The 26,800-nt window shown below is 70.5% G+C and carries 25 protein-coding genes; 9 read left to right on the top strand and 16 right to left on the bottom strand.

The window, feature by feature from the left end; genetic code table 11:
* Positions 1–101: 101 nt before the first annotated feature.
* Both AB0H76_RS18320 and AB0H76_RS18315 read right to left on the bottom strand, forming a co-directional pair.
* Positions 102–1,073: an aldo/keto reductase gene (locus tag AB0H76_RS18320; RefSeq protein ID WP_357324798.1), complete on the bottom strand. Its 972-nt coding sequence runs from the start codon at positions 1,071–1,073 to the stop codon at positions 102–104.
* Between the two features lie 100 nt (positions 1,074–1,173).
* Positions 1,174–1,494 carry a helix-turn-helix domain-containing protein gene (locus AB0H76_RS18315; RefSeq protein ID WP_357324795.1) on the bottom strand — a complete coding sequence of 107 codons (321 nt, stop codon included), beginning with the start codon at positions 1,492–1,494 and terminating at the stop codon, positions 1,174–1,176.
* A gap of 121 nt (positions 1,495–1,615) precedes the next feature.
* Here AB0H76_RS18315 and AB0H76_RS18310 point away from each other — a divergent pair, with 121 nt between their 5' ends.
* On the top strand, positions 1,616–2,551 hold the full coding sequence (locus AB0H76_RS18310) for an alpha/beta hydrolase (protein WP_357324792.1): 936 nt from the start codon (positions 1,616–1,618) through the stop codon (positions 2,549–2,551).
* A 17-nt stretch (positions 2,552–2,568) separates the two neighbouring features.
* On the opposite strand, the gene AB0H76_RS18305 is transcribed toward AB0H76_RS18310, so the two are convergent.
* On the bottom strand, positions 2,569–3,528 hold the full coding sequence (locus AB0H76_RS18305) for a nitronate monooxygenase (protein WP_357324789.1): 960 nt from the start codon (positions 3,526–3,528) through the stop codon (positions 2,569–2,571).
* Positions 3,529–3,538: 10 nt separating this feature from the next.
* Between AB0H76_RS18305 and AB0H76_RS18300 the strand changes: the two genes are divergently transcribed.
* Positions 3,539–4,231, top strand: a complete 693-nt coding sequence (locus AB0H76_RS18300) for a pentapeptide repeat-containing protein (RefSeq protein WP_357324786.1) — start codon at positions 3,539–3,541, stop codon at positions 4,229–4,231.
* Positions 4,232–4,234: 3 nt separating this feature from the next.
* Here AB0H76_RS18300 and AB0H76_RS18295 read toward each other — a convergent pair whose 3' ends face one another.
* On the bottom strand, positions 4,235–4,987 hold the full coding sequence (locus AB0H76_RS18295) for an NAD(P)H-binding protein (RefSeq protein WP_357324784.1): 753 nt from the start codon (positions 4,985–4,987) through the stop codon (positions 4,235–4,237).
* 135 nt (positions 4,988–5,122) lie between these two features.
* Between AB0H76_RS18295 and AB0H76_RS18290 the strand changes: the two genes are divergently transcribed.
* Positions 5,123–6,592, top strand: coding sequence for a HEAT repeat domain-containing protein (locus AB0H76_RS18290; RefSeq protein WP_357324781.1), 1,470 nt, complete (start codon positions 5,123–5,125; stop codon positions 6,590–6,592).
* Positions 6,593–6,595: 3 nt separating this feature from the next.
* Here AB0H76_RS18290 and AB0H76_RS18285 read toward each other — a convergent pair whose 3' ends face one another.
* The 6 genes from AB0H76_RS18285 to AB0H76_RS18260 form a co-directional block, all read right to left on the bottom strand.
* Positions 6,596–7,108 carry a DUF664 domain-containing protein gene (locus AB0H76_RS18285; RefSeq protein WP_357324778.1) on the bottom strand — a complete coding sequence of 171 codons (513 nt, stop codon included), beginning with the start codon at positions 7,106–7,108 and terminating at the stop codon, positions 6,596–6,598.
* A 62-nt stretch (positions 7,109–7,170) separates the two neighbouring features.
* A complete protein-coding gene (locus AB0H76_RS18280) occupies positions 7,171–8,148 on the bottom strand; it encodes a BMP family ABC transporter substrate-binding protein (protein ID WP_357324775.1) in 978 nt (325 codons plus the stop codon).
* 75 nt (positions 8,149–8,223) lie between these two features.
* A complete protein-coding gene (locus AB0H76_RS18275; protein WP_357324772.1) occupies positions 8,224–9,195 on the bottom strand; it encodes an ornithine cyclodeaminase family protein in 972 nt (323 codons plus the stop codon).
* Positions 9,195–10,115, bottom strand: coding sequence for an ABC transporter permease (locus AB0H76_RS18270; protein WP_357324769.1), 921 nt, complete (start codon positions 10,113–10,115; stop codon positions 9,195–9,197). Before AB0H76_RS18270 ends, AB0H76_RS18275 begins: the two co-directional genes overlap by 1 nt.
* A complete protein-coding gene (locus AB0H76_RS18265) occupies positions 10,112–11,218 on the bottom strand; it encodes an ABC transporter permease (protein ID WP_357324766.1) in 1,107 nt (368 codons plus the stop codon). The genes AB0H76_RS18270 and AB0H76_RS18265 overlap by 4 nt, the downstream gene beginning before the upstream one ends.
* On the bottom strand, positions 11,215–12,828 hold the full coding sequence (locus AB0H76_RS18260) for an ABC transporter ATP-binding protein (protein WP_357324764.1): 1,614 nt from the start codon (positions 12,826–12,828) through the stop codon (positions 11,215–11,217). Before AB0H76_RS18260 ends, AB0H76_RS18265 begins: the two co-directional genes overlap by 4 nt.
* A 113-nt stretch (positions 12,829–12,941) precedes the next feature.
* On the opposite strand from AB0H76_RS18260, the gene AB0H76_RS18255 reads away from it, so the two are divergent.
* The 4 genes from AB0H76_RS18255 (at position 12,942) to AB0H76_RS18240 (ending at position 17,369) form a co-directional block, all read left to right on the top strand.
* A complete protein-coding gene (locus AB0H76_RS18255; RefSeq protein WP_357324761.1) occupies positions 12,942–13,649 on the top strand; it encodes a GntR family transcriptional regulator in 708 nt (235 codons plus the stop codon).
* Between the two features lie 87 nt (positions 13,650–13,736).
* Complete coding sequence (locus AB0H76_RS18250) at positions 13,737–15,506, top strand: hypothetical protein (RefSeq protein WP_357324758.1); 1,770 nt, start codon at positions 13,737–13,739, stop codon at positions 15,504–15,506.
* Between the two features lie 186 nt (positions 15,507–15,692).
* A complete protein-coding gene (locus AB0H76_RS18245; protein WP_357324755.1) occupies positions 15,693–16,175 on the top strand; it encodes a TrkA C-terminal domain-containing protein in 483 nt (160 codons plus the stop codon).
* A 3-nt stretch (positions 16,176–16,178) separates the two neighbouring features.
* A complete protein-coding gene (locus AB0H76_RS18240) occupies positions 16,179–17,369 on the top strand; it encodes a cation:proton antiporter (RefSeq protein ID WP_357324752.1) in 1,191 nt (396 codons plus the stop codon).
* Here the strand turns inward: AB0H76_RS18240 and AB0H76_RS18235 are convergent.
* The 3 genes from AB0H76_RS18235 to AB0H76_RS18225 form a co-directional block, all read right to left on the bottom strand.
* Complete coding sequence (locus AB0H76_RS18235) at positions 17,347–18,564, bottom strand: DUF418 domain-containing protein (protein WP_357324749.1); 1,218 nt, start codon at positions 18,562–18,564, stop codon at positions 17,347–17,349. The genes AB0H76_RS18240 and AB0H76_RS18235 overlap by 23 nt on opposite strands.
* 114 nt (positions 18,565–18,678) lie before the next feature.
* Complete coding sequence (locus AB0H76_RS18230) at positions 18,679–19,434, bottom strand: hypothetical protein (RefSeq protein ID WP_357324747.1); 756 nt, start codon at positions 19,432–19,434, stop codon at positions 18,679–18,681.
* Between the two features lie 146 nt (positions 19,435–19,580).
* Positions 19,581–20,978 carry a three-helix bundle dimerization domain-containing protein gene (locus AB0H76_RS18225; protein WP_357324744.1) on the bottom strand — a complete coding sequence of 466 codons (1,398 nt, stop codon included), beginning with the start codon at positions 20,976–20,978 and terminating at the stop codon, positions 19,581–19,583.
* A gap of 385 nt (positions 20,979–21,363) precedes the next feature.
* On the opposite strand from AB0H76_RS18225, the gene AB0H76_RS18220 reads away from it, so the two are divergent.
* Positions 21,364–21,837, top strand: coding sequence for a hypothetical protein (locus tag AB0H76_RS18220; protein WP_357324741.1), 474 nt, complete (start codon positions 21,364–21,366; stop codon positions 21,835–21,837).
* A 6-nt stretch (positions 21,838–21,843) separates the two neighbouring features.
* Here the strand turns inward: AB0H76_RS18220 and AB0H76_RS18215 are convergent, their stop codons facing one another.
* Together AB0H76_RS18215 and AB0H76_RS18210 are read right to left on the bottom strand one after the other, a co-directional pair.
* On the bottom strand, positions 21,844–22,950 hold the full coding sequence (locus tag AB0H76_RS18215; protein WP_357324738.1) for an FAD-dependent oxidoreductase: 1,107 nt from the start codon (positions 22,948–22,950) through the stop codon (positions 21,844–21,846).
* Positions 22,947–23,837, bottom strand: coding sequence for a DUF1295 domain-containing protein (locus AB0H76_RS18210; RefSeq protein ID WP_357324735.1), 891 nt, complete (start codon positions 23,835–23,837; stop codon positions 22,947–22,949). Before AB0H76_RS18210 ends, AB0H76_RS18215 begins: the two co-directional genes overlap by 4 nt.
* A 119-nt stretch (positions 23,838–23,956) precedes the next feature.
* Between AB0H76_RS18210 and AB0H76_RS18205 the strand changes: the two genes are divergently transcribed.
* Positions 23,957–25,180: an FAD-dependent monooxygenase gene (locus AB0H76_RS18205; RefSeq protein ID WP_357324732.1), complete on the top strand. Its 1,224-nt coding sequence runs from the start codon at positions 23,957–23,959 to the stop codon at positions 25,178–25,180.
* A 151-nt stretch (positions 25,181–25,331) separates the two neighbouring features.
* On the opposite strand, the gene AB0H76_RS18200 is transcribed toward AB0H76_RS18205, so the two are convergent.
* Entirely contained in the window at positions 25,332–26,729 is a 1,398-nt protein-coding gene (locus AB0H76_RS18200; protein WP_357324729.1) for a S8 family serine peptidase, read from the bottom strand.
* Between the last annotated feature and the right edge of the window lie 71 nt (positions 26,730–26,800).

Here is a 26,800-nt window from a genome sequence, read left to right as displayed (position 1 = left end):
GGTTGCTGCCTGGTCACCAACCGGTTGCGGGTGCACGCCGGTCACGTGCCATCGTCTTCGCCGCCGCGCCGATGACAACGGCCGCTATCGAAGACTCCGGGTCAGCGGCCACGCACAGCGTCGGCCGCGGCCCCGTAGACGAACTCCGAGGCATCGCACTCGGCGAGGAAGTCGGCGGGAAAGCCACGCTGGAACGGGGCCGCCGATTCCAGCGCGGTGATCGCGGCGTCGGGCAGGGGCAGAGCGCACGCGCCGAGGTTGTCGCGTAGTTGCTCGACGGTGCGCGGGCCGATGATCGGCAGGACCGTGGGCGAGTGGTGCCGGGTCCAGGCGAGGGCGACCTGGGCCGGGCTCGCACCCAGTTCCGCGGCGACCTCGGCGACCGCGGCGGCCATAGCCCGTTCGGTGCCGGTGAGCTCCGCCGGGTCCACCCGCTGACTGTCTGCGGTTGCGGTGAGTTTCCCCGCGGCCAGCGGAGCCCACGCGGTGACGCTCAGACCGAGGGTTTCGGCCATCGGCAGCAGTTCCCGTTCGACGTCGCGGGAGAGCAGGTTGTAGGGCACCTGCAAACCCGAGAACGGCGTCCAGCCACGCCATTCGGCCAAGGTGTTGGCTCGGGCGACCACCCAGGCGGGCGCGTCCGACACCCCGAGGTAGAGCACCTTCCCCGACCGGACCGCGTCGTCGAGCGCGCGCATCGTCTCTTCCAGCGGGGTGTGCCGATCCCACACGTGCACCCAGTAGATGTCGAGATAGTCGGTGCGTAACCGCCGCAGACTCCGCTCCAGCGACAACGTCAGGTTCTTGCGATGATTACCCGCCGCGTTCGGGTCGGCGGCGTCACGGGTCAGCGTGTATTTGCTGCCGAGCACGAACCGATCACGGCGATCGATGATCTCACCGAGCACCTCCTCGCTGCTCCCATAGGCCGACGCGGTGTCGAGCACGTTCCCACCGGCTTCGGCGTAGGCCTCGAGCAGTGCGCGGGCGGCGTCGGGATCACGAAATCCCATAGTGCCCAGAATGATTTCCGAGACCCGCAGCCCGGTCGTACCGAAGAGTCGATATCGCATGCGCCCAGTTTGCGGGATACCCGACCGCCCAAGGGAGACCCTCGCACTACCACCCTCTGGACGCACGGCCGATCGCCGAGCGAACTGCGCCGCGGCCGACCTACTCGGGCGCGTCGCCCCGGGCGGGTTCGGCGAAGGCGAGGTCGAGCAGGCCGGGGAAACGGGTGTCGAGGTCGGCGCGGCGCAGGGTGAGGTAGAACTTGCGGCCGACGCGGCGCTGGTTGATGACACCGGCTTCGCGCAGGGCCCGCCAGTGGTGGGTGAGACTGGATTTCGGTGCGGCGGGCAGGATTTCGCCACAGAATCGTTCCTCGCCGCCGGCCAGGGCGTGGATGATCTCCAGGCGGACCGGGTGCCCGAGCGCGGCGAGGACGTCGACGAGACGGATCGCGGCGGCGTCGGGGTGGTACAGGTCGGCCATGCCCTCATAATACGCAATCTTCGTACAGTGATTTGACACCCGCACCCGATTGTACGAACATCTCGTATCGTCAAATGTACGAGAAATTCGTACGGTCGAACCATCGAGCGAGGGAATCACCATGACCAGCACCACTGCACCCGAGACGCTGTCCGACGAGGCGCTGGCCGCGGCACTGGAGGGCGGGTTCCGCAGCCGGGTCGCCGAGGTCAACGATGTGCGACTGCACTACGTCGACGGTGGCGCGGGCGCACCGCTGTTGCTGCTGGGCGGCTGGCCGCAGACGTGGTGGCAGTGGAACAAGGTGATGCCCGCGCTGGCGCGGCGCTACCGGGTGATCGCGGTCGACCTGCGCGGCATGGGCGGATCGAGCAAGCCCGCGGCGGGCTACGACAAGAAGACCATGGCCGCCGACATCCACGCCCTGATCACCCATTTGGGCCTGGAGTCGGTCAGCATCGCCGGCCACGACATCGGCGCGATGGTCGCTTACGCCTACGCGGCGAACTACCCCGAGGCCACCGACAAGATCGCGCTACTGGACGTGCCGCACCCCGACGCGGGCTGGCAGCAGTTCGGGCTGCTCCCCGAATCCGATCAGCACGTGGACTCGGTGATCGAGTCCGGCGCCCGCTCCTACCTGTGGTGGTTCGCGTTCAACCAGGTCCAGGACCTCCCCGAACTCCTGCTCGGCGACGGCCGGATCCGCCTGCTGATCGACTGGCTCTTCACCCGCCAGGCCAAGGACCCGAACACCATCGACGAGCACTCCCGCCGGGTCTACGCCCGCGCCTACGCCACGCCCGACGCCATCCGCGCCGGAAACGGCTGGTACCGCACCTTCGGCCAGGACATCACCGACGAGCAGGACTACGACCGCGTCACCGCCCCGCTCCTCGCCCTCGGCGGGGACGAGAGCAACTACGAATACCTGCGAAACCTGATGCCCACCAAGGGAACCGACGTGCGGGTCGTCGAGATCGCCGGGTGCGGGCACTACATCCCCGAGGAACAACCCGCTGCGGTGATCGAGGCCCTCGTAGAGTTCCTCGACTGATCCCGACCGGGGCCACCTCAGCGCCGCCCCGCGCCCCCGAGCGCCCTTTCGGCCTCCGCCGTGATCCGCCCGACCAGCCCCTGCGCCCCGGGCAGGTCGGCGATCAGGTCCACCGACTCCCCCGCCCACACCGGCGACGGCAACTCCCCACTGGCCACCCCCGCCACGTACTCCTGCACGGCCCCCGCGTCGGCGGCCAATTCCGCTTCCCGCCCGCGCCAGCGATCGAGGTACGGATGCCCGAGCGTGCGCGCGGAATACCGGTCCGGCCACCGCGATCCGCTGGCGATGTCGATGATCCGATTCCGTTCGGTCTGCTCCCCGCGGCCCCGCACGATCGCCTCCTTCACCATCGGCTCCGCCAGCGATTCGGCGGTCGCCTGGAAGCGCGTGCCCAGCAGCGCCCCGGCCGCGCCCAGGGCCAGCGCGGCGGCCAGCCCGCGCCCGTCGGCGATCCCCCCGGCGGCCAGCACCGGAATCGGTGCCGCCGCGTCCACCGCCACGGGCAGGAACGTCATCAGCGAACGCCCGTGCAGCGCCCCGTGACCGCCCGCTTCGGTCCCTTGCGCGACGATCAGGTCCGGTTCGAGCGCGAGTGCCTGCGCGAGTTCGTCCAGATCGGTCACCTGCACGATCAGCCGCACCCCGGCCTCGCGGATCGCCTCGGCGAAGGGCCGCCCGTCACCAAAGGCGAGCAGCACCGCCGCGGGACCACGCTCGAGCACCCATTCGACGGTCGCGAGCTCGACTGCCCAGCTCTGGAATCCGACGCCCCACGGCCGGTCGGTCCCGGCCGCGAGCAGCGGCAGTTCCCGCCCCACCCAGTCCAGGCCGCGCGCGCCCGCGCCCAGCAGCCCGAGCCCGCCGCCGTTGCTGACCGCCGCCGCCAGCGCCCCGCCGGCCGATCCGCCCATGGGCGCCAGCGCGATCGGATGCCGCACCCCGAACAGTTCCGTGAAAGCGGTCGACAGCGCCATGCTCGCCATCATGGCAGGACTCGACCGGGTCGCCGGGGCGATTAGTCTCGACGCCATGTCCCGCGCTCTGGTCGACCTGCCCTATGCCCGCCGCCTGGCGCCCTTCGACGGTGTGCTGGAGTCCGACGAGGAGTACGACAACGTGCACGTGGCGGGCCGGGAATTCGACGAACCCGATTGCCGGGGTTCGCGTTTCCTCGAGTCCGCGCTCACCGAGGTGAGCATCATGCGCGGCAGCCTGCGCTTCACCCGGCTGTCCGATGTGTGGCTGCGCGGGGTGCGGATGGTCGGCACCAATCTCGGTCAATCCGATTGGCAGGACGCCGAACTGATCGATTCCGCCTGGTCGGGTGTGGAGATCGTCAGCGCGGGTCTGCGCCGGGTCCGGTTCGAGGGCTGCAAGTTCGAATCGGTCAACTTCCGCAACTGCACGCTGCGCGAGGTCGAGTTCGTCGACTGTGTGCTGCGCGACGTGGATTTCGCCGAGGCCGCCCTGCGCCAGGTCAGCTTCCCGGGTTCGACCCTGCTGCGCCTGGCCGTGGACCGGGCGCGGTTGCAGAATGTCGACCTGCGCGGCGCCCGCACGATCGATATCGCCAGCGGCCTGGATGCCCTGCGCGGCGCCACCATCAACTACGGGCAGCTGATGGATCTGGCTCCGGCGTTCGCGCAGGCGGCCGGGATCATCGTCAGCGACGACTGAGTCTCACGCCGGGTAGTGGCGATCCAGCCACTCCTCGAAGCTCGGCCCGGCGATGAGGGTGCCCGGCCCGGGCAGCAGCGCTCCGTCGGCTTGCGCGCGATGGTTCGGATCCGAGGTGTCGAGCACCTCCTCGACCTGCAGTGGAGTCCCACGCCGGGCGGCCAGTTTCGCGGTGGCCGCGGCCAGGTTCAGTTCGTCGGGGCCGGCGATCTCGAGGCGATCCGGGGCCGATTCCGCGACTGCCAGTGCGGCGAGCTGCTCGGCCACCGTGCGCGCGGCGATCAGCTGGGTCCGGGTGGCGGGGACGTGGGCGGTGTCGCCCTGGGTGGTCCAGTCCAGCATCATCTCGGTGAATTCGTGGAACTGGGCCGCGCGCAGGATCCGCACCGGCACCGGCCCTTCCAGGTAGGCCTGTTCCTGGGCGAGTTTGCCCGCGTAGTGCCCGGCGGTGAAGGCGTCGATGCCGATGATCGAGACCACCACGATCCGCCGCACGCCCGCGTCGAGGGCTTCCTGCTGGACGTTGCGGGCGATGGTGCGGAAGTAGTCGCGCACCGCGTCGGTTTCGGTGGTGGCGGCGTTGGCCGCGTCGATGACCACCTCGACCCCGTTCAGCGCCTGTCCCAGGCCCGCGCCGCTGTAGACGTCCACGCCCGCCGACCGGGTGATCGCCACGACCTCGTGGCCCTGCTCCCGCAACACCTCGACGACCTCACGACCGACTCGCCCGCTCGCACCGATAACCGCGATCCGCATGTGCCAACCTCTCATTGATTTCGTTCTGTCGAGGAGTAGACGACGCAGCTCGACCCAGTGTGACATCACAAGATCAATTGCTCGGGCCCGGTGTTCGAGGCGACGGCGCGCGGCGCGCGTGCAATTCTGGAGCGCATGAGCATCGAGCGGGATCGACGGCGGACCTTCCCGCTCCTGGAACGCGCCGCCGACCCCCTGATTTCCGAGGACGAGCGCGAGGACGCGTTCGAGGAACTACGCCAGCTCGACGACCACCGGTCCCTGGCGCCGCTGACCGCGATGCTGCTCGACACCGGCCGCGACGAGCGGATCCGGCGCGGCGCGGCCGAGGCGGCCGGCAGCCTGGACGACACCACCACCGGCGAGATCCGGCGCGCCTGGTGGGCCGGCGGCGACCCGCTCGTACGGCAGCACGCCCTGCGATTGATGCGGCGCGGCGAGGCCGACATCGTGGTGCCGATTGCCGCCGACGACGACCACCCGCTGCAGATACGGGCGCTGCGGACCATGGAAATCGGTTTCGGGGAAGCCGAATTCACCCCGGTGCTGGTGCGCGCGCTGCGCCATCGCGATCCCGAGGTCCGGCAGGTGGCCGCCGACGTGCTGCTCTGGGAGGAGCCGGTCGCCGCCGAGGACGCACTGCTCGCCGCCGCGGACGGCTCCGCGATCGAGGTGGCCACCCAAGCGATCGATACCTTGCAGTACTACGCCACCCGGCAGGTGCTGCGCACCCTGGCCGACCTGCGCGCCGACGGCAACGAGTGGGTGCGCGCCGCGGCGGCGGCGAGCTTCGAGTCGTTGCTGTCGGACTTCGAGCGCGCCGCGAGTTTTTCCGATCCCGGGGCGGCCCGGCTGCGGGAGTGGATGCGGCCCGTCCACGACCTGGTCACCTGGACCGATCCGGAACCGGCCGAGCCGTATTCGCCGATCGAGGGCCCACCGCCGCCGTCGTTGTCCGAGCAAGACCTGATGGCCGTCCTCGACGACCACGATCTCGCCGTCATCGAGGAAGTGCTGCGCGAGAACAACTGGAGCGACTACGACCGAGCCGCCCGCTCCCGCCTGACCCGCGCGCTGGCCGGGCATCCCGATCCCGTGGTCCGCGAGAACGCCTGCGCCGCCTTCGGCGCCTGGGCCGAAACCGAAGAGCTGCTGCGCCTTTCGCAGGACCGGCACCGCGTCGTCCGGAAAGCGGCCATCTACCACCTCGGCGAGGTGCCGCCCGATCCCGCCGTCGCCGACCACGTGTGGCGCCGCCTGCCCACCCTGACCGACACGCGCGCCCAGGAAGCCCTCAACACCTACGTCGTGCACGCCCCGGCCGGTCAGCCCGCGGAACGGCTCGCCGAACTCGCCCGCTCCGACCCGCGCGAAACCCTCCGCTACACCGCCATCCATCTGCTCGGGACGTTGCGCGCCGACACCGAACTCCGCGGCCTCGCCCCGCTGCTGCACGAGCCGCCCGGGGTCACCTGGGCGGTGCACACCGCCCTGCTGTCCACCTACCACGAGCACGCACTGCCGACACCGCCGCTGGGCCACCTGGCCGACGTCGACAACCTCCACGTCCAGTCGGCGCTCGCGGATTTCGCTCCCGCGCCCTGAGACTCAGCGCCGGCGCAGCAACACCCCGCGCACGAACGCCGCCTGCCCCGAATGCTGAATATCGTCGTCCACGACACTGACCAACCGCACGCCCAGCGTCACCGGCGGATCCCAGCGCGTATCGACGACGCGCGGCAGATCGGCGTCGGTGAGCGGGCGCACGTAGTCGAGGGTTTGCGCGTGCACCGCGTCGTAGTAGCCCAGCAGCAGTTCGGCCGAGGTCCCGGCGAGGGCGTCGATCTCGGCGTCACCGTGGCCGTAGCCGGTCGCGGCGTCGTCGAAGGGCAGGTCGAAGCGTTTCGCCCACCCGGCCGCGGTCCACACCTGGTCCAGCCCGGCGACCTCGGCGATGTGGTCGTCCTGGACGCGGGTCAGATGCCACAGCAGCCAGGCGATGGAATTGGCGCCCGGTTCCAGCCGGGTGGACAGTTCGTCGAGGGTGAGCTCGGCGACGGCGCCGTGCACGTTTTCCCGGACGCGGCCGAAGGCGTCGATCAACAACTCAGCACTGGTCATGCAGAAGACCAAGGCGGCTGCCGGGCGCGTTATTCCCCGCGGGGACGCGCCCGGCCGGGCCCTCACCCGATGGTGACCGAACCCGCGGCGAGGTCGGATTTCACCTTGGTCATGGCGGCGGTGACCTCGGGGGTCGCCTCGCACAGCACGATGTCGGTGGCGCCGGTGCCCGAGGCCAGCCCGAAGCGCACCTGTTCGGCCCGGAAGCTGTTGTCCAGCACTGCGCGCACCGCGAATTCGAGTTCGGCGCCGGTGTCGCTCTTGACGTACCCGGCGTAGCCGGGCTCGCTGCCGCACGGCTTGACCAGCGGTCCGCCGACCACCACGGCCTGTCCTTCCTTGGCGGCCTGGACCAAACCCTGGCGGCCGAGGTTGAGTTGCTGGCCGAAGGCGCCCGCCCCGGCCCCGACATTGGCCTGGGCGGCCTGCTTGGCCTTGGCGACGTCGTTGAAATCGCCGACGTACTGCGCGGGCAGCACATTCACCTCGGGCTTGACGTGGCGGGCGCCCTGCTCGAACGCCTTGGCGGTCTTGACGATCGCGGGCAGTTCCATGCCGCCGACGAAGGCGACCTTGCCGGTCTTGGCGACCAGGGCGGCGTAGGCGCCGGCCAGGAAGCCGCCGTCGGCCTGGACCGGGTCGTAGTAGGCGAGGTTGGCCAGCGGGGCGGCGTCGGCGGGGCCGCCGATCTCGACGAACTTCACCTTGGGGAAGGCGGGCGCGACCTGGCGCAGCACCGAATCGGTCTGGCCGCCGAAGGCGACGACGAGTTCGGAGCCGGTGGCCAGGCGGGTCAGGACCTGCTGATAGTCCGCGGTGGGCACCTGTTCGACCTTGGTGAGCGAGACCTTGTCGCCCAGGTTCTGTTGCAGGCGCTGGTAGCCCTCGTAGCCGGACTGCATGAACCCGTCGTCGGACAGCGATCCGGGGAACATCACGCCGACCTTCAGGGTGCCGTCGGCGGTATCGGAGGTGGAGCTACAGGCGGTGACGGTGCCTGCCGCGAGGGCGAGCAGGGCGGCGACGGCGAGCTTCTTCATGGGTGTTTCCTTCGAACTTTAGTGGTATGCCATTAAGGTAGAAGTGCTGGATTACCAGCGGATTTCCGGCGCGTGTCAACCGGCCAGATCGATCTCGGTGCCCAGCCCGCGCTGCTGAGCGGCATCGATCAGCAGCCGCGCCACGGCCAGATCCTGCAGACCGACACCGAGGGAGTTGTAGAGGGTGATCTGCTCCGGGGAGCTGCGACCGGGTTTCGCGCCGATCAGCACCTCCCCGATCTCGTCGGCGAAGTGCCCGGCCTCGATGACGCCCTCGGCCAGCGGAATCAGCACGTCCCCGGACTCGTGCCCGGCGGTGAGCCGGCTGTCCACCACCACCCGGGCGCGGCGGATCCCCTCGGAGTCGATCTCGCGGTGATCGGCGCGCGGCGGCGCCCCGACCGCGTTCACGTGCAGCCCGGGCCGGAACCATTCCCCGTGCACCACCGGCTCTTTCGACGGGGTCAGCGTGCACACGACATCGGCCGCGCGCACCAGCTCCTCGGGCGAGCCGGTGACCTCCGCGCCGGTGGCCTCCGCGAACGCCTTCGCGGTCACGCCACTGCGGCTCCACACCAGCACCCGATCGAACTCGCGCACCACCCGCAGCGCTTCCAGGTGCGTGTGCGCCAGCGCCCCGGCCCCGATCAGGCCCAGCACCCGGCTCTCGGGGCGGGCCAGTTCCGCGGTGGCCACCGCCGAGGCGGCGGCGGTGCGCAACCGGGTGACCGCCGCGCCGTCGATGAGCGCCGCGCACGATCCGTCCGCGGTCGCCACGGCCAGGATCGCCGAACGCTGGGCGGGCAAACCGATTTCGCGGTTGCCCGGCATATCGGCCAGCAGTTTCACCACCGCCAGCCGCGCGGTACGCGAGGTGGCGGCCATGGCCAGGAAGCCGGACTCCGAGCCGGGCAGCCGCATCGCCGGCGGCGCGGGCAGTACCGCGTCGCCGCGGGCCAGATCGGCGTGCGCGGCCCGGACCGCGGTGATCACCTCCGGCAGGCTCAGCATCGCCAGCACATCGGAACGGGTCAGGATCAGTGTCATCAGGCCTTGGCCTCTCGGAGGAAGGGACGGGTCAGCGCCGCCGGTGCGCGGGAGGCTCCGACCAGTCCGCTCACCGCCAGCACGGCGAGCAGGTAGGGCGACATCACCAGCACCGCGGTCGGCAGGTGCCAGCCGAACGACGGCGCCGCGAACTGCAGGGCCTGGGCGATACCGAAGAGCAGGCAGGCCAGCATGGTCGGCCAGGCCTTCCAGCGACCGGCGATCACCGCGACCACGGCCAGGTAGCCCGCACCGGCGGTGAGGTTGTCGGTGAAGGCGTGCACGTCGGCCAGGGCCAGATGCGCACCCGCCAGACCGGAGGTGAGACCGGCCAGCAAAACCACCCCGAAGCGGATCAGCCCGACCGGCAGACCGGAGCGGTCCGCGGTCACCGGATCCGCGCCGATCGCGCTCACCGCGAGCCCGAGCCCGGTGCGGTGACCGAACAGCACCGCCAGCCCGGCCGCGAGCGCGATGGCGAGGTAGCCGAGCAGCGTCTGCCCGAACAGCGCCGGGCCGAGCACCGGAATGTCGTGCAGCACCGGGATTTCCAGCCGATCGAAGCCGGGCACGGTGCGTCCGCCGGTGAAGTACAGGCGCGACCCGTAGGTGGTGGCGCCCAGCGCGAGCGCGTTGGCGGCGATACCGGTGACGATCTGATCGGCGCGCAAGACCACACTGAGCACCGCCTGCAACACCGCGACCAGCAGCCCCGCGACCAGCGCGCACAACACCCCGATACCGGCGCTGCCGCTGGTGTGCGCGCCGATCGCCCCGGCGAACGCGCCGGTCAGCATCATCGCCTCGACACTGAGGTTGAGCACCCCGGCCCGCTCGCTGACCAGCTCGCCCGCCGAGGCCAGGATCAGCGGAATCGCCAGGCGCACACCGCCGTCGAGCAGTTCACCCGCCGCGCTCATGACCGCACCCCCGCACCGCTCTTGCGCAGGATGACCGCACCGGCCACCAGGATGATCAGCACGCTCTGCACCACCTGCACGCTCGACGCCGGAACCCCGGCGGCCAGTTGCAGATTGATCCCGCCCGAGGCCAGCAGCCCGAACGCCAGCGCGATCCCCGCGACCGCGGTCAGCGACCCGCGCGCGAGCAGGCCCACCACCAGCCCGGCGAAGCCGTACCCGGAGGTGAAATGCTCGGCCAGCACGAACGGCACGGCCGCGACCAGTCCCGCACCCGCCACCCCGGCGAGTCCGCCCGCGGTCGCCAGCGCCCCGAAACGCAGCCGCGACACCGGCAACCCGAGCCGCGCGGCCGCCGGTTCGGACAACCCGACCGCGGCCAGCCGGGTCCCGATCGCGGTGCGGCGCAGCACGATCGAGGTCACCACCGCGGCGACCACGGCCAGCAGCACCGCGATCGTGGCGGGCGAATCGGTCAGGCCCATCAGCGGCAGCCGCGCGCCCTCGACCAGCGGCTCGGACTGCGGCAAGGTGTCGGCCGAGGTCACCGGCTGGCGCAGCAACGCCGGTTCGTGCACCACCAGGGTCACCAAACCCAGGCCGACGAAGTTGAGCAGCAGCGTCGTGATGACCTCACTGGTGCCGCGCCACACCGCCAGCCACGCCGCGATCCCGGCCCACGCAGCACCGGCCACGAATCCGGCCACGAGGATCAGCGGCACCGCGAGCAGCGCCGGGGTGCCGGCGGGCAGGCTCACCCCGACCGCGGTCGCCGCGATCCCGCCCAGCGCGAGCTGGCCTTCGGCTCCGACGTTCACGAGTCCGGCCCGGTAGGCGATCGTGAACCCCGTCCCGATCAAGGCGAGCACCGCGGCCGCGTTCAGCGCGCTGCCGAACCCGTAGGGCGAGCCGAACATGCCGTCCCACAGGGCGTTTCCGGCGGCCATCGGCTCCGCGCCGCCGATCAGCACCAGCGCGATACCGACCAGCAGCGTCACCGCCACCGCGCCGCCGTAGACGGCCAGATCACGGCGGGCCGCCGGCCCGCGCCGGTGGCCGGTGCGCACGCCCGTGGCGGGCGCGGGGGAATCAGTGATGTTCATGAGGCAGTCCCGAGCATGAGATGAGCGATTCGGTCCGGGGCCGAGGGATCGGCCGGGTCGACGGGGCCGTGCAGGCGGCCCCGGTAGGCGACGAGAACGCGGTCGCACAGGGTCAGCAGTTCGGGCACCTCGTGGGAGACGATCAGCACGGCCGCACCGGCTTGGGCCGCGGCCCGCAACCGGGTCAGCACGCTGTCGACCGCACCCAGATCCAGGCCGCGCGTGGGATGGGCGGCCACCAGGCAGCGCAGCGGATTCAGCGCCAGTTCCCGCGCCACCACGACCTTCTGCTGATTGCCGCCGGAGAGCGTGTCCATCGGGGCGCGCGGCCCGGAGGCCTTGATCCCGTGCCGCGCGATGACCTGGGTCGCGGCCGCGTCCAGCGCCCGCCGATCCAGCAGACCGCGCCGCCGGAACTCCGCGAGCCGGCCCAGGAACAGGTTCTCCGCGATGCTCATCGCCGGAATGCAGCCCTCGTGATGGCGGTCCTCGGGGATCACACCCAGCCCGGCCTTCGTGCGCACCGCGGGCCCGGCGTGGGTGAGGTCGACCCCGTCGAGCTCGAAGGTCCCGGCCTCGGGCCGCCGCGCACCACTGAGCACCGCCACCAACTCGCTCTGCCCATTGCCTTCCACGCCCGCGATCCCGGTGATCTCACCGGGCCGCAACCGCAGATCCAAGCCATCGAGTGCGAAGCCGCCGCCGGGGCGCGTGAGTCGCAGCCCACTCACCCGCACCGTGTGCTTCGGGGCATCGCGACCATCGTGACCGGCGTCCTGCCCATCGCTGCTCGGCGTGATGGCGCCCGCCGGCGCCTCGCCATCGGCAAGGTCGTCCGAAGGCTTCGCCAGCACAGCGCCGCTGCCCAGAATCAAGGCGGGATCCAGCTCGGCGGCGGGCCGCCCGATCATCAACTCCACCAGCGCATCCCGGGTGAACTCCGCCAGCGGCCCGGCCCCGGCGACCCGCCCGCCGCGCAGCACCGTCGCGCGATCGCCGACCTGCTCGATCTCGCCGAGCTTGTGGGTGACCAGCACGACCGCGCGCCCGGATTCGGCGATGCGCCGGCAGATGGTGAGCAGTGCGGCGATCTCGGCGGGGCCGAGCACGGCGGTCGGTTCGTCCAGCAGCACCAGGCGCGGGTCGCGCAGCAGGCATTTCACGATCTCGACCTGCTGGCGGTCGCCGACCGAGAGGGTGGCGGCGCGGGCGTTCAGGTCCACGCGCAGGCCGAACTGGTCGCCGAGAGCCGCGACCCGTTCGGCCAGCGCGCCGCGCGGCACCCGCAGCCAGGAGCCCGCGCCCAGCGCCAGGTTCTCGGCGACCGTCAATTCCGGCACCAGGCTGAAATGCTGATGCACCATGGCGATCCCGTGCCGCAGCGCCTCGGCGGGCCGTTTGGGCTGGTAGGGACGGCCGAACAGGCGCATCTGGCCCTCGTCCAGGGACGCGGCGCCGTAGACGAGATTGCACAGGGTCGACTTGCCCGCCCCGTTCTCTCCGAGGACGCAGTGCACCTCGCCGGGGTGCACGCTGAGGTCCACTCCGGCCAGCGCGCGCACCGCGCCGTAGGTCTTGCCGACGCCCGTCAGCTCCAGTGTCGCCGCCACGGCCACCTCCATTTATTGGTATACCGTTAACTTTGCGGGCTGGTGTGGCGGGCGTATTCCGCGCGTGTTTCGGCTGTGAAAACCCGTGCGGGCTACCGTTACTGTGGGTTCTCGTGACTGCCCCTTCGCTGCGCGACCACGCCTACCGGGTGCTCAAGCGCCGCATCGTCGAAGTCGAGTTGCGCCCCGGCGCGCGGCTGGTGGAGCGCGATCTGGCCGCCGAACTCGAGGTATCCCGGATCCCGTTGCGCGAGGCGCTGCGCATGCTCGCCGCCGAGGGCTTGGTACTGCTGGTGCCGCACAAGGGCGCGCTGGTAGCCACCTTCTCCCCCGCCGACGTGCGCGACCTGTTCGACATTCGCGAGGTCCTGGAATCGCTGGCGGCCCGCCTGGCCGCCGAACGCGCCGGCCCGGACACCCTGGGGCCGCTGGCCGCCGGCCTGGCCGCGGCCCGCACCGCCACCGCCGCCGGTGACGTCCCGCGCATCGCCGCCGCCAACGCGGCCTTCCACGAGCAGATCATCGAACTGGCCGCGAACCCGTTGCTCAGCAACGTGATGGGCCCCCTGGCCGCGCGCACCGAATGGCTGTTCCGACTGACCGCCTCCCGCGATCCCGCCGAACAGTGCTCCGAACACGAGGAGCTCTACGAACTGATCGCCGCGGGCCGCGCCGACGCCGCGGCCGCGTGCGCGTTCACCCATATCGCGGCCGGGCGCGAGCTGAGCATGTCGCTGGCCGAGCAGTGGTCCGATCCCGGCTTCGATCCCGAGCTCATCGCCAAGGGCCGGCGCCGCCGCGCCAAGAAGACGCCGGGCTGAGGCGTTGGCAAGATGCACGAGTGCGGACGGCCCGGGCTGACATATAGCCCAGTGACCTGGACCACCACCCGTGGCAACGTGCTCTGAGTGAAACAAGCGGTACGGCAGGGTCTTCGGTGCGGGTTGGTAGCGGCGGTGGTCGCGGGCGGATTGATCGCGCCGGGTGCGGCAGGCGCCCAGGAGGCGCCGCCGGTCTCGGCGGTCACCGATCGGCAGGAGCAGCCACTGGCGGTGCGCGACGGGATCGCGGTGTCGTATGTGAGTTTCCGGCTGCCGCTGCCCGCGGGCGCGCCCGCCCATCCCGAGGCCTGTGACCGCACCGGCTACCTGCGCTACCGCCCCGCCGGCGGCCCGGCCGCGGCCGCGGACGCCGACGCGATCGTGGTGCAGCAGCAGGGCCTCAACGGCGGCGCGGTGAATTCCGATGGCGTCGCGGCCAATACGGTGCGCTCGGCCGCGACCCTGGATCGCCACGTCGAGTTCTGGGCGATGGCGCGCCGCAGCGCCTGCCTGGACGAGACCTTCGGATTCGACGCGGCCATGCGCAGCGGGAACTACCTCGACGCCGTGGACTACTACTTCAACGGCAAATCCGTCGAGGGCCAGGTCTTTCCCGGGTTCAAGTCCTCCGGCGACCTGCCGATCCTGGACGTGATGGGCGTGGAACGGGTGATCCGCGACCAGTACGAGATCATGGTGCACGAGGTGCCCGATCAGGCGCAGCGCCAGCGCAAGTACGTCTGCACCGGAATCTCCATGGGCGGCATGGTGACCGGCGTGTTCGCCGACTGGGACTTCGACGGCGACCCCGCCACCCGCGCCGACGCCGGATTCAACCAGTGCGCCGCCTTCGCCGCACAGGACACCATGGTCTCCTCGGACCCGGCCGCGATCCAGAACACCCCGTTCTTCCACGATGTCGCCGACGCCGTCCTGGGCTCGGCCAACGGCGTACTGAAGGCGGGCCTGAACTCCGGGGTGCTGCCGCTGCGCACCTTCGGCCCGTCCCCGATCATCGGCACCAAGGCGTTCCTGCTCTACCGCCTGGCCGGGCTGGCCGCGCACCTGGACCCCGACGGCGAGAGCCGGCTGCTGGCGGCGCTGCCGCGCGACCCCGAAGTCGAAGCGACACTGGCGTTCATGTTCGGGCAGAGCTGGCCGGCGATCCTGTCCGGCGGCGCCAACGGCGAGGGCACGATCCGCGACTACCGCTTCACCAACACCGCGCTGCTGGGCACCTTCATCGACAACAACTCCGGCAACTTCGCCCTGCTGCAACAGGGCGTGGGCGCGCTCGCGGGCGGCCCGGTGCAGGAGAAGACCTTCCCGAACCCGGCCATGGCCACCCAGATCCCGGTGCTGGGCAACTACCTGCGCATGAGCGCGGGCCCGCAGGTGCGGGTGGCGCCCACCAACCGCGGCGTGCTCTACACCTGGCGCAACTACAACGACGTCGCCGGCGTGTGGTGGACCGCGCCCAACCGCGAGACCGCCGACATCCACGAGGTCGCCCGCCAGCTCGGCACCGGCGCGCCGACCGCCTACTGGGAGACCTACTTCCCGCTGCGCGTGGTCCTCGATCTCGGCGCGGGCCTGGCCGGGGCGCGCAGCGGGGACATGGTGAATCTGCGCTACCCGAACATGTCGCGCACCAAGCCGAACTTCGTCGCCTACGCCGGGGACAGCGTCGTGCAGTACGGCGTGGGCACCTGGATCCCGGCGCCGCCGACCGCGCAGGTCGAACAGCTGCCCGGCTACACCCACATCGACACCATCGGCGCGGCCGCGGTGCAGAACAACGGTAAACCCGACTACAGCGGGCAGTTGCTCGCGGAGTTCATCCGGGGACTGACGTAACCGTTTGGGCGGTAAGGGGTTCGGAATACCGGATAATCAGCCGCATCGGCCGGTGGCACGCAGGGGGTGCCGCCGGCCGGTCCTGTCGGTCGATTCACCCCGGCCGAGAGCAAACCCTCCGATACACTCGGACATACCGGACACCTGGGTTCGGGGCACCCGTTCCGGTCCCGCTAACCTGGTGAGGTGAACGTTGAGGTGACCCCCCTGCCCGGCATCGGTGTACGCAAAGAGTTCGCGCTCGCGCGGGGCCGCCGCAGGATCGGCATCATCGACCACAAGGACGGATCGATCGATCTCATCCTGAGCAAGGCCGACAATCCCGATGTCACCGAACAGATTCCGCTCTCGGCCCACGAGGCCGCCGTACTGGCCAACCTGCTCGGCGCCCCCCAGCTGGTCGCCCAACTGCGCGAAGAACACCGCGAATTCGACGGCGTCACCACCCGCCAGCTGCAGATCCGCAAGGGCTCACCCTTCGACGGGCGCCAGTTGCGCGACACCGAGATGCGCACCCGCACCAAGACCTCCATCGTCGCGGTGATGCGCGCCGGCAACCCGATCCCCTCCCCGGGCCCGGAATTCCTGTTCACCGCCGGTGATCTGCTCATCGTCGTCGGCACGACCGAGGGACTGGACGCCGCCGCGGCCATTCTCACCGGCGGCTGATCGATGGTCGAACACGGCACCGCCCTCGCTCTCATCCAGCTGGGCGCGGTGATCTTCGGCCTGGGTTTACTCGGTCGAGTCGCCGCCCGCATCGGCATGTCCCCGATCCCGCTCTACCTCATCGGCGGCCTGGTGTTCGGCACCGGCGGCCTGATCGAACTGCAGCACGTCGACGAATTCATCCATCTGGCCAGCGAAATCGGCGTGGTGCTGCTCCTGCTGCTGCTCGGGCTGGAATACAGCGCCAGCGAACTGGTCACCGGGATGCGCCGCTCCTGGGCGGCCGGGGTGGTCGACCTGGTGCTCAACGCCACCCCGGGCGTGATCGTCGCGCTGGTGCTGGGCTGGGGCTTGACCGGCGCGATCGCGATGGCCGGGGTCACCTACATCTCCTCCTCGGGCATCATCGCCAAGGTCCTCAACGACCTGGGCCGGCTGGGTAACCGCGAAACCCCGACCGTGCTCTCGATCCTGGTCTTCGAAGACCTCGTAATGGCCGGGTATCTGCCGGTACTGACCGCGGTCCTGGCCGGCGCCGGCTTCCTGGCGGGCATGAAGACCCTCGGCATCGCGCTGGCCGCGGTCACCGTCGTACTGGTCATCGCGCTGCGCTACGGGCGCTATGTGTCGATGATCGTCGACAGCGAGGACCGCGAGATCTTCCTGCTCAAACTGCTCGGCTCGGCGCTGCTGGTGGCCGGGGTGGCCTCGGCGGTGCAGGTCTCCGCGGCGGTCGGGGCGTTCCTGCTGGGCATCGCGATCTCGGATTCCACCGCGCACGCGGCCACCAAAATCCTGGAACCGCTGCGTGATCTGTTCGCGGCGCTGTTCTTCGTGCTGTTCGGATTGAGCACCGACCCGGCCAGTATTCCCCCGGTGCTCGGGTGGGCGCTGCTGCTGGCGGTGGTCACCATCGCCACCAAGATCGGCACCGGCTGGTGGGCGGCCAAGCAGGCGGGCGCGTCCCGCTACGGGCGGGCCCGGGCGGGCACCGCGCTGGTCGCGCACGGCGAATTCTCCATCGTCATCGCCGGGCTCGCGGTCGCCGCGGGCGCGGTGCCCGACGAATTCGCCGCGATGGCCACCACCTACGTGCTGCTGATGGCGGTCGCCGGGCCGGTCGCGGCGCGCGTGGTGGAGCCGCTGCTGGTCTGGTACGACCGCCGGCAGGTCAAGGCGAAGCAGCCGGGATAGTCCGGCGCCACGGCGGCCGCGACAGATAGGTCACCGCCCGCAGCAGCCACTCCACCGGACCGTACTTGTGCCCGCGCAGCCACCAGCGGCTCAGCAGCAGCTGCGCGGCGAAGGTGAGCACCGCGAACCCGAGCACCGCCGCGGGGGGCACCTTGTCGGCCAGGGCGAAGCCGTATCCGGTGTAGAGCACCATCAGCACGATCGACTGGCCGATGTAGTTCGAGGCCGCCATCCGCCCGGCCGGGGCCAGCCACGCCGCGAACCGTCCGGTGCGCACCGAGCGCGCCGCGATCAGCACCGTGGCGATGTAGGCGAAGGTCATCAGCGGCGCCACCAGCATCTGGATCCCGCCCCACCAGCTCGGCGGCGCGAGCCAGCTCATCGTGCCCGCGAAGGTCACCGCCGAGACCGGCAGGCCCAGCCCGTAGCCGAGCAGCAGCACCCGAGGTGTCCAGCGGCGCACCGTCTCCGGGTCCTCGAACAGCCCGCGCTTGCCCGCCGCCAGCCCGAACAGGAACATCGCCAGGCTCGTCACCCCCTGGGCGAACCAGATCAGCAGCAGGAACCCCGGGAACAGCGAGGTCTGCACGTCGAAGGTGGCCGCGGGGCTGCCCACGTAGTCCGCGTGCAGGGCGGGCAGGTCGATGAACAACGCCATCGCCTCGTAGGCGTCCTCCCCGGCCCCGGGCAGGAACATCTGCGCCGACCACACCCCGTAGAGCACGATGCCGGTGATGATCGCGGTGCGCGGGCGGATCTTGCGCAGCAGGATCAGGATCAGGCACAAGAACGCGTACAGCGTGAGGATGTCGCCGATCCACAGCAGATACACGTGCACCAGCCCGATCGCCATCAGCGCCGCGCACCGCCGCAGCAATCGCGCCCGCTCCGAAACCCCCGCGCGCTGGGCCGCGGCGATCTGCAAGGTGAACGAGTACCCGAACAGGAACGCGAACAGCAGATAGAATCGCCCCTCGAACAACGCCGTGACCAGCGCGTGCACGAAATGATCGGCCGGGCCGTCGTAGCGCGGCCGCAGCTCCTCGCGGGTGCCGCCGAAGCTGAACAGCGTCGTCGCGACGATCACGTTGGTGACCAGGATCCCGAACAGCGCGAATCCGCGCAGGATATCGATCTCGTCGATCCGCCGACCGGAACTGGTTGCGGGCGCTGTGGATTCGATCGTGCCGGACATACACCGACGGTAGGGTGCCGGACTCCGCGCGCGCGTCCCTCCGCGGAGGGATATCCCCGCGCACCCGCTCAGGGTTGTTCCCCCGCGGACGCGACCTGCGGGGTATTGACTAACTCACCCGAGGTCGGCGACCTCGAGATAGACCTGACGACGTACCGCGAGTTCGGCCAGGAAACCCGGCTCCGCCGCCGCGGCCGGGAACGCCGCCACCGCGATCTCCCCGGCCCGCAACCGCCGGCCGGTGAACTCGCGCTGCCCCAGAATGATCGCCTGGGCCTGCCCGAACCCGATCGCCTCGACCGCGCGCGGGGCCTCGTCCTCGCCGAGCAGGTCGGTGACGGTGCCCGGGACCAGCTCGACCGCCACGATCTGGTCGAAACTGGGCTTGCGGCAGATCCGGTGCGCCAGATACAGCCGCCCCGGCTCGCCGAAACACAGATGGGTGAGCAGTTCGTGCCCGCGCCGGGTGCCCGGATCGAGGTCGTCGAAGTAGATCACCCGGCGGATCCCGGCCACCACGTCCGCGGCCACCGGCGTGCCGCCCCGGCGCACATGTCCGCGAAACAGGGTGCCGGGCAACGTCTCTCGCACCTGCCCGCGGCGCGGATCCAGTTCGGTCATCGCGAACTCGCCGGGTACGAAGGTGTGCAGCCCGTCGTAGCCGGTGGCCCGGTCCGCGGCGAGCGCGTCCCGGGCGCGGTCGTCGAGTTCGACGGCGAGCAGCACCTGGAAGTGGTGCGGCGCCGCGAACTTCGGCAGATTCGAGAGATAACAGTCGGTCCCGGTGCCGAACAGCAGCATCGCGTGGGTGCCCGTCGTGCTCGCCGGGCCGCACATCCGCTCGGGTGCCTGGGTGTGAATCCCGTTCATGCGGAGGCTCCTTCCTGTCCAGCCCCTACCTACGAACGGTGACACGAAATCGAGTCGAAACCGCGAGTGCCCGGCTACTCGAATCGGACATCGGAAGGTACTCGGCAGAACCTCTCAGGATCCCTCGATAGCGCCGAGCAGGCAAGTCAGTTGTAGGACTTCGCTACCGCGTCCAGCAGATGCTCGAGGGTGTCATAGGTCGGGGTGTCGACCACGTCGATCAGATCCGGCTGCACCGGCACCCGGTGTTCGGCGGTGACCTGCGCGAACCGGGTGGCATCACCGGTGCGGAAACCGTGCTCGGCGGCCAGACGTTGCAGCTCCGGGTCGCTGGAGAGCAGGCGCCCGATCTTGTCCCCGCTCGCCCCCAGCGGAACCAGGGTGTGCTGGGACAGCACGGTCGGTGACGGGTAGGTCAGCACCATGCCGGGCTTGGTCCGCCCCTGCACGGCGGCCTCCACGAACTGGGCCTCATAGATCAGCACCAGTGGCGAAGGGCCCATGCCCCCGGCCAGGTACTCCTGGAACGGGCCCTGGGTGGAGTTCTCGGTGTAGCCCTGGCCCGCGAACAGCCGCGCCAAGGTGGGCAGCACCGCCTGCTCGGCCGGTTCACCCTGCACGACCGCGCGGTCGTTGGCCACGAAGCTCGCGATCGCGGCATACATGGCCGCGGAGTTGGAGGTGCGCGGGTCGGTGGTGGAGACCAGGATGTTCTTGCGCACCGGGTAGACGCTGTTGCCGGGCAGATGCGCCCATTCGGTGTTGGTGTTCACCAGTTCCAGGTAGCGCGCGACGTCGAAGACCGGCACCGGCCCGGGTCGCAGCACGCGGGCTTCGGTGAGCAGGTCCGCGATCGGCTGGAACGTCGCGATCGCCATCGGCGAGGCGAACGGGGTGTACTTGGTGTTGATGTTGCGGGCGCGCTGGACGCGCTCGGCCGCGGGGCTGCTCGACGGGAAGGCGAAGTCGTACTTGCCGAGGTCGACCGAGGTCGCGATCTGCCGCGAGCCCGCGGGGTCGGCGGTCACGCTCAGCCCGTGCCGGGCCAGCGCCTCGACCACGCGCGGATCCTCGAAGTAGGCCATCTTCTCCGAGCCGACCACCCCGCGCACCACCGTCAGCGCGGGCGCCGCGGGCGTGGCCGCCGGGGCGGGGTCGGGCTCGCGGGCGACCAGCGCCACCACCACGACCGCGACCACCACGACCGCTGCGGCCACCCCGAGCGTGCGCCGGTTCGGCGCGAGCGCGCCCGGGCGGGCCGCACGCCGCCGATCGGCCCGCGACACCGCCGCGCCGGACCGCTCCACCGCGGCGGCGGCCTCCTCGATGACGCTGCCCTGCGCGGGCGGCGACAGCTCCCGGTGCACGATCCGCTCCACCAGGATCGGCACGAACTCGCGCACCGGATGCCCCTCGAACCGCTGCCGCACCGCCCGCAGCACCGCCTGGATCTCCGCCTCGGAATGCGTCTCGCCGTAGGCCTCGAGCAGACTGTCGCGCACCCGGCGCATCGCCTGTTCTTCACGGACAGTATCGACAGCCACCGTTTCTCCTCGCGCGCACAGCCCGGCCACATGATCAAATCGCGCCGAACCCTACCGCCATTCGCGACCCTCGACAGTCGCTGCCGACCCCTGCGCGCCGCGTAAACCGCTGCGCCGGAAGGGCTCTCGAACACCCCTCGAAACGGGTGACCGCCCAGGTCAGCGCCCGCCGCGACAACAGCGGGCGAAACGCCGGAACACGCGCACCGGTCCCCTTGCCCGCCCACAGAATTCAACACGCCCTCCACCACCCGCCACCAGCCGTTGTCCGCGAATTCACCGCTCGCGGCCCGGCAACGGGTTTGGTGGGCGCCGATGCCCGGTGCTAGCGTCGAATTGCCATGTAATTGCCAGTCCGCAGTGTGTGCAAGGACGGGAGATCATCATGCGAGGCGTTTCCAAGGCCGCGGCGGTATCGATGCTGCCGCTGCTGGCGCTCCTCATTCCCGCCGGCCCGGCCGCCGCCGATCCGGCCCATTTCGACCCCGCCCACGTCGACGGCACGGCGCCGGGATGTTCGGGCACCGTCAACGCCGAGGTCTCGGCCAGTCAGGGGCAGCAGGCCCGCGAAGGCGCCGATTTCATCGACAGCACGGCCCGGGTCACGGTGAACTTCCGTCCCGACCCCAACCCGCTCGGCTCGATCTCCGCGCAGCTCTGCGAGATCTCGGCGACGGTCACCATGCGTAACCTCGACACCGGCGCCACCCTCACCGAAACCCGCGCCACCCAGTACGACGGCCACTACGGCTGGCACGCCGCCTTCTTCACCCTGGCCGGTTCCGGCCGCGTCGCCGTGCAGGTCAGCACCAATCCCACCCCGCCCGAAGTCGCGATCGACGTCCCCGCGCCGCTCTGACGGTCTTCAGTCCGGCCGGCGGACCCCGCCGTAGATCCCGCGCCACACGATGACCGGTTGCAGCAGTGACCACGCCGGGATCGGGATCGCCCGGCCGCCGGGGGTGAAGATGTCGAGGATATTGCGCTGGACGCCCACCACCGAGCCCCAGCGCCGGGTGGCCGGCCGGAACCGCTTCGGTGCACCGCCGGTGCGATCGGCCCGAACGTTGTGCGCCAGCAGACCATCCGCGCGGCTCCGGGCCGAGGTGCGCAGCGGATCGGTCGCGGCGGCATCGCCGATCGCGTACACCCCCGCCGCGCCGGGCACCCGCAGATAGTCGTCGACCACGACGAAACCGTTCTCGTCGAGTAGTTCGGCGGGCAGCCACGAGGTGTTCGGGGTGACCCGCCCGATCGTCCAGAGCACGGCATCGGCACTGCTCGCGGCCTGCCCGGTACTCCACTCGACCTTGCCGCCGGTGATCTCCTCGAACCCGAATCCGGCGGGCACCACCGCGCGGTGCCCCGGATGCAGTCCCACCCCGCGGCGTTCCAGACGCTTGACCAGCGTGCTCCAGACCCGGCCGTGATGCCGCGGAAGTGCGCGCTCGCCAGGGAAATACAGATCCACCCGCTTGTCCGGCCAGGTGGTCGCCACGTTCAGCGCGCTGCTCACCGCCGCCGCGCCACCGCCGAGCACGATGACCGAGTCGGCGTCGGCGAGGCGCTGATGGTCGCGGCTGATCCCGGCGGCGACCTGCTCGCGAGTCTCGAGCTCGGGCCGGCGCCAGAAACCGTTCGTCACGCCGGTCGCGATCACCAGCACGTCATAGGGTTCGGAACCGGCTGTGCCGTCGGGACCCGTGAGATGAACGCGGCGCGCCTCGAGGTCCAGCCCGGTCACTGTGCCGTGCACCGTGCGCACCGGATCGAGCCGGTGATAGCGATCGAAGGACACCCAGTGATCGCGCGCCCACAGCTGCGGGCGGGACAGCCGCAGCCCGAGCTCCTGACCGCTGACCAAGCCGGGCTTGCTGGAGATACCCACCACCTCGGCGTGGGCGGCCAGATGGATCGCCGTCAGCAGCCCGGTATCGCCCAGCCCCGCGACCACGACGCGCGGGCGGCTCACGCGACGCTCTGGCGCTGCTTACGCGGCGGGCGCGGCACGAAGCGCGGCACCCGATCGATCACGTCCTGATAGTCGGGGCGGCGTTCCAGGCTGCGCTGCTCCATCATCGGAATACTCGCCCCCTGGAACATCGCGTACATCGCGACCGCGCCGATGAACACCCACCACCAGTCCTGCGGCGCCGCTGCCAGACCGAACAAGCCCAGCGCGAGCCAGAAAGCGAACTCCCCGAAGTAGTTCGGATGCCGCGACCAGCTCCACAGCCCCGCCGCCATCGCCTGCCCGGGACTGCAGTGCGCGGCGAACCGATACATCTGCAGATCGGCGGCGAACGAGAGCACCACCGCCCCGACCCCGACCGCGAGCGCGACGACATCCAGCCAGCCGATCCCGCGATCGGTGTTGGTCAGCACCACATACACCGGCACCATCCCCGCGAACACCTGCAAGGTGGGCACCACGTGCACACCGACCAGGTCGGCCACCGCTTCGGCCTTGCCCGCCCGGGCCCGGATCATCGGATAGCGCCAATCCTCGTGGTGCAGACCGGGAAACGCGTAGAGCCAGTTGCCCGTCAACCGGATCGACCAGAACACGATCACCCCCAGCACCAGCCACGCCCGCACCTGATCGCCGCCCGTACCGATCTCGAGCCACCACGCCACCATCAGCAGCGGCGGCAGCACACTCCAGTACGCGTCGTAGAAGCTCGAGTTCTTGTGGATGCGGCTCGCGGCGAACACCACCGCCGTGGCGATCAGATCGGCGATCAGCCCGTCCAGCCAGAGGTAGGCGGTCTCGGGCCCCCACGCCAGCCAGGCGCCCGCGGCCGCGAAGGCCAGAACATAGGCGACGCCGACGCGCACGATCGACTCGGTTTTACTCACGCGACGACGGTACCTAGAACATGTTCTAGTGCGGGCGATTCCACGCAAAATGAATCGTCCATCCGCTGGTTAGACATTTGTCTTGAACATTTGTGCAACTCGGCGGTACAGTTCTCGGCATGCAGCAGATGAGCAATCGCACCGTCTTGATTTCCGGGGCCGGCATCGCCGGGCCCACCCTGGCCTTCTGGCTGCGCCGCTACGGCTTCACCCCGACGATCGTGGAGCTGTCGCCCACCCTGCGCGCCGGCGGCCAAGCCATCGACGTACTGGGCACCGCCACCGAGGTGGTGCGGCGCATGGGCCTGCTCGAGCGCGTGCACGAGATGAGCACCGGCAAACGCGGCACCTCCTATGTGGATGCCACGGGCCGCGTGCGTGCCACCATCTCGAGCGAGGTGTTCAACGGGGTCGGCGCGCACGGTGACACCGAGATCCAGCGCGGCGATCTGGCCCGCATCCTCTACGACGCCACCCGCGACGACGTCGAGTACCTGCTCGGCGACACCATCACCGAACTGGTCCAGGACCCCGACTATGTGCGCGTGTGGTTCGAACACGCCGCCCCGCGCACCTTCGACCTGGTCATCGGCGCCGACGGCGTGCACTCGCCCACGCGCACACTGGCTTTCGGCCCGGAATCACGGTTCCTGCGGCACATGGGCTACTACATCTGCATCTACACGATCCCGAACTTCCTCCAGCTCGACCACTGGGAGCTGGATTACAACACCCCCGGAAAGATCGCCGGCGCCTACAGTGCCCGCGAGAACACCCAGGCCAAGGCGATCTTCGCCTGGGCCGCCGAGCCGATCGACTACGACCACCGCGACACCGCGACCCAGCAGCGCATTCTCGCCGAGAGCTTCGCCGGCCAGGGCTGGCGGGTCCCGGAGCTGCTCGAACACCTCGGCACGGCACCGGATTTCTACTTCGACGCGATGGCGCAGATCCGCATGGACACCTGGCACCGGGCCCGCGTCGCCCTGGTCGGCGACGCCGGGTACTGCGCCTCGCCACTGTCCGGGCAGGGCGCCGATCTGTCCCTGGTCGGCGCGTACACCCTCGCCGGTGAACTGGCCGCCGCCGCGGGCGATCACACCGTCGCCTTCCCCGCCTACGAGCAGCGGATGCGGCCCATGGTCGAGGCCTGTCAGAAGTTCGCCGAGCGCACCGGCGCCTGGTACGCGCCATCGAGCACCGCGATGATCAAGTTCCGCAACCTGAACGTGCGCCTGCTGCCCCACCTGCCCTGGCGGGGCCTGATCGGCGGCGCCCCGCAGAAAGTAGCGCGCACGATCCCGGCCTTCGACTACCCGGACCCGGGTGCGGGCGCTCAGTGAAGGTCGGACATGTCCAGCACGAAGCGTGGTGTCCATCGTCACCGGATCGAGGACCATGCGCACCGGCTTCCGCGGCCTCATCACACCCGTCGCCGCGAACCAGCGCGAGCCCAGACCGTACGCTGACCGGTCGCTCGACCTCGGCCGTAGCTCAATCGGTGTCGCCGACCATCGCCCGGACGTTGGGCAGATTGCCGATGCGCTGGGTGTCCGGGCGGTTGGGCGCGGCGGTTTGGGGTGAGCCGGTCGCGCGCAGGCGGGCACGGACCTCGGCGGGCGTATGCGCACCGGAGCCGGCGGCGTGGATGCCCTGATAGCAGGCGATCGCGCCGACCACGATCGGCGAGGCGCTGGAGGTGCCGCTGAAAGTGTCGGTGTACCAGTACTGTTCGTCGCTGCCACCTTGCAGGTCGCCGTACGCGGTCGTGGTGACCTCCCGCCCCCAGCCCTGGGTATCGACGCGGCTGCCGTAGTTGGAGAAGGCCAACCGCGAACGCCCCGGACCGTGGTCGCGACCGTGCGTTCCCGGCGGCGGCGCCCCCGCACCGACGATGATCGCGCCGGAATCCTCGGCGCGGAACGGGTTCTGCCAGGTAGCGGGGAACCCGGCCGGCCGGGTGTCATAGATCGCCGCGTCCAGGTTCTCCCCGCCGTTGCCGGCGGCACCCACGACGATCACCCCGCGCGAGTTCGCGTAGCGGACCGCGGCCAGGTCGTCGGGCCACCATTCGATGGCGATGTAGCCGGCCTGATCGGCCCGGTCGGCGAAGTTGTATCGCGGACCGGGGCGATGCAGTTCGAGCAGGATGACATCGCCGGGACTCAGCGCGTCGGCGGCCGTGCGGATCGCCGCCGCCGATCCCGCGCCGAAGATCGACACCGCCCGGATCACCGAATCCGGTGCGATACCGGTGATCCCGAAGGCGTTGGCGTCACCGCTGATCTCCCCCGCGACCGCGGTGCCGTGATTGCGCCAGCCCTCGTCGTCGGTCGCCGCACCGCCGATGATGCCGCCTTGGTTCTGGGTGAGGTCCTCGTGGCTGAACAGCCACGCCCCCTCGATGTCGATCACCCGCACCCCGGTACCGCGCCCGCCAGGCCGCGTCCACGCCCAGCGCGCGTCGATCCCGCCCGGCGCGGCATCCAGATACCCTTGCCGCGCTCGATAATCCGGCGTGACCGCCGGCGCCTCGGCATAGGAGCGGGACGCGCTGTGCTGCGGCGCGATCGGCGGTTCGGCGCCGGGTTTGACGTAGGCGCCGTCGACCGCGTCGTCGGCGCGCAGCCGGTCGGCGATTGCTTCCAGGTCGTAGACGGCCCCGCCGACGGTGAAGTAGTTCAGATAGTCCGCACCGGTCGGTTCCTGATCGGTGCCGGCCAGCCGCCCGGGCAACCGGTTGGGTGGGCCGAAGATGCGCCGCAGCCGAGCGCCCAGCGGCAGCAGTGTGCCCAGGTGCTCTTCGGTGGCGATGTTCTCGCGCAGCGCGATCGGCTGGATCGGTGCGCCCGCACCGTGGGTGACGACGATCAGTTCCGCCGACGACCGCATCGTCGCCGGTGCCTGCGGGTGTGCCGAACTCCGACGTTGATCAGTAGGTGCCATAAAGACAGTGAACCCGC

The sequence above is a fragment of the Nocardia sp. NPDC050712 genome, from assembly GCF_040654295.1.
Classification (GTDB): Bacteria; Actinomycetota; Actinomycetes; order Mycobacteriales; family Mycobacteriaceae; genus Nocardia.
This window is presented reverse-complemented; position numbering and strand designations above follow the sequence as displayed.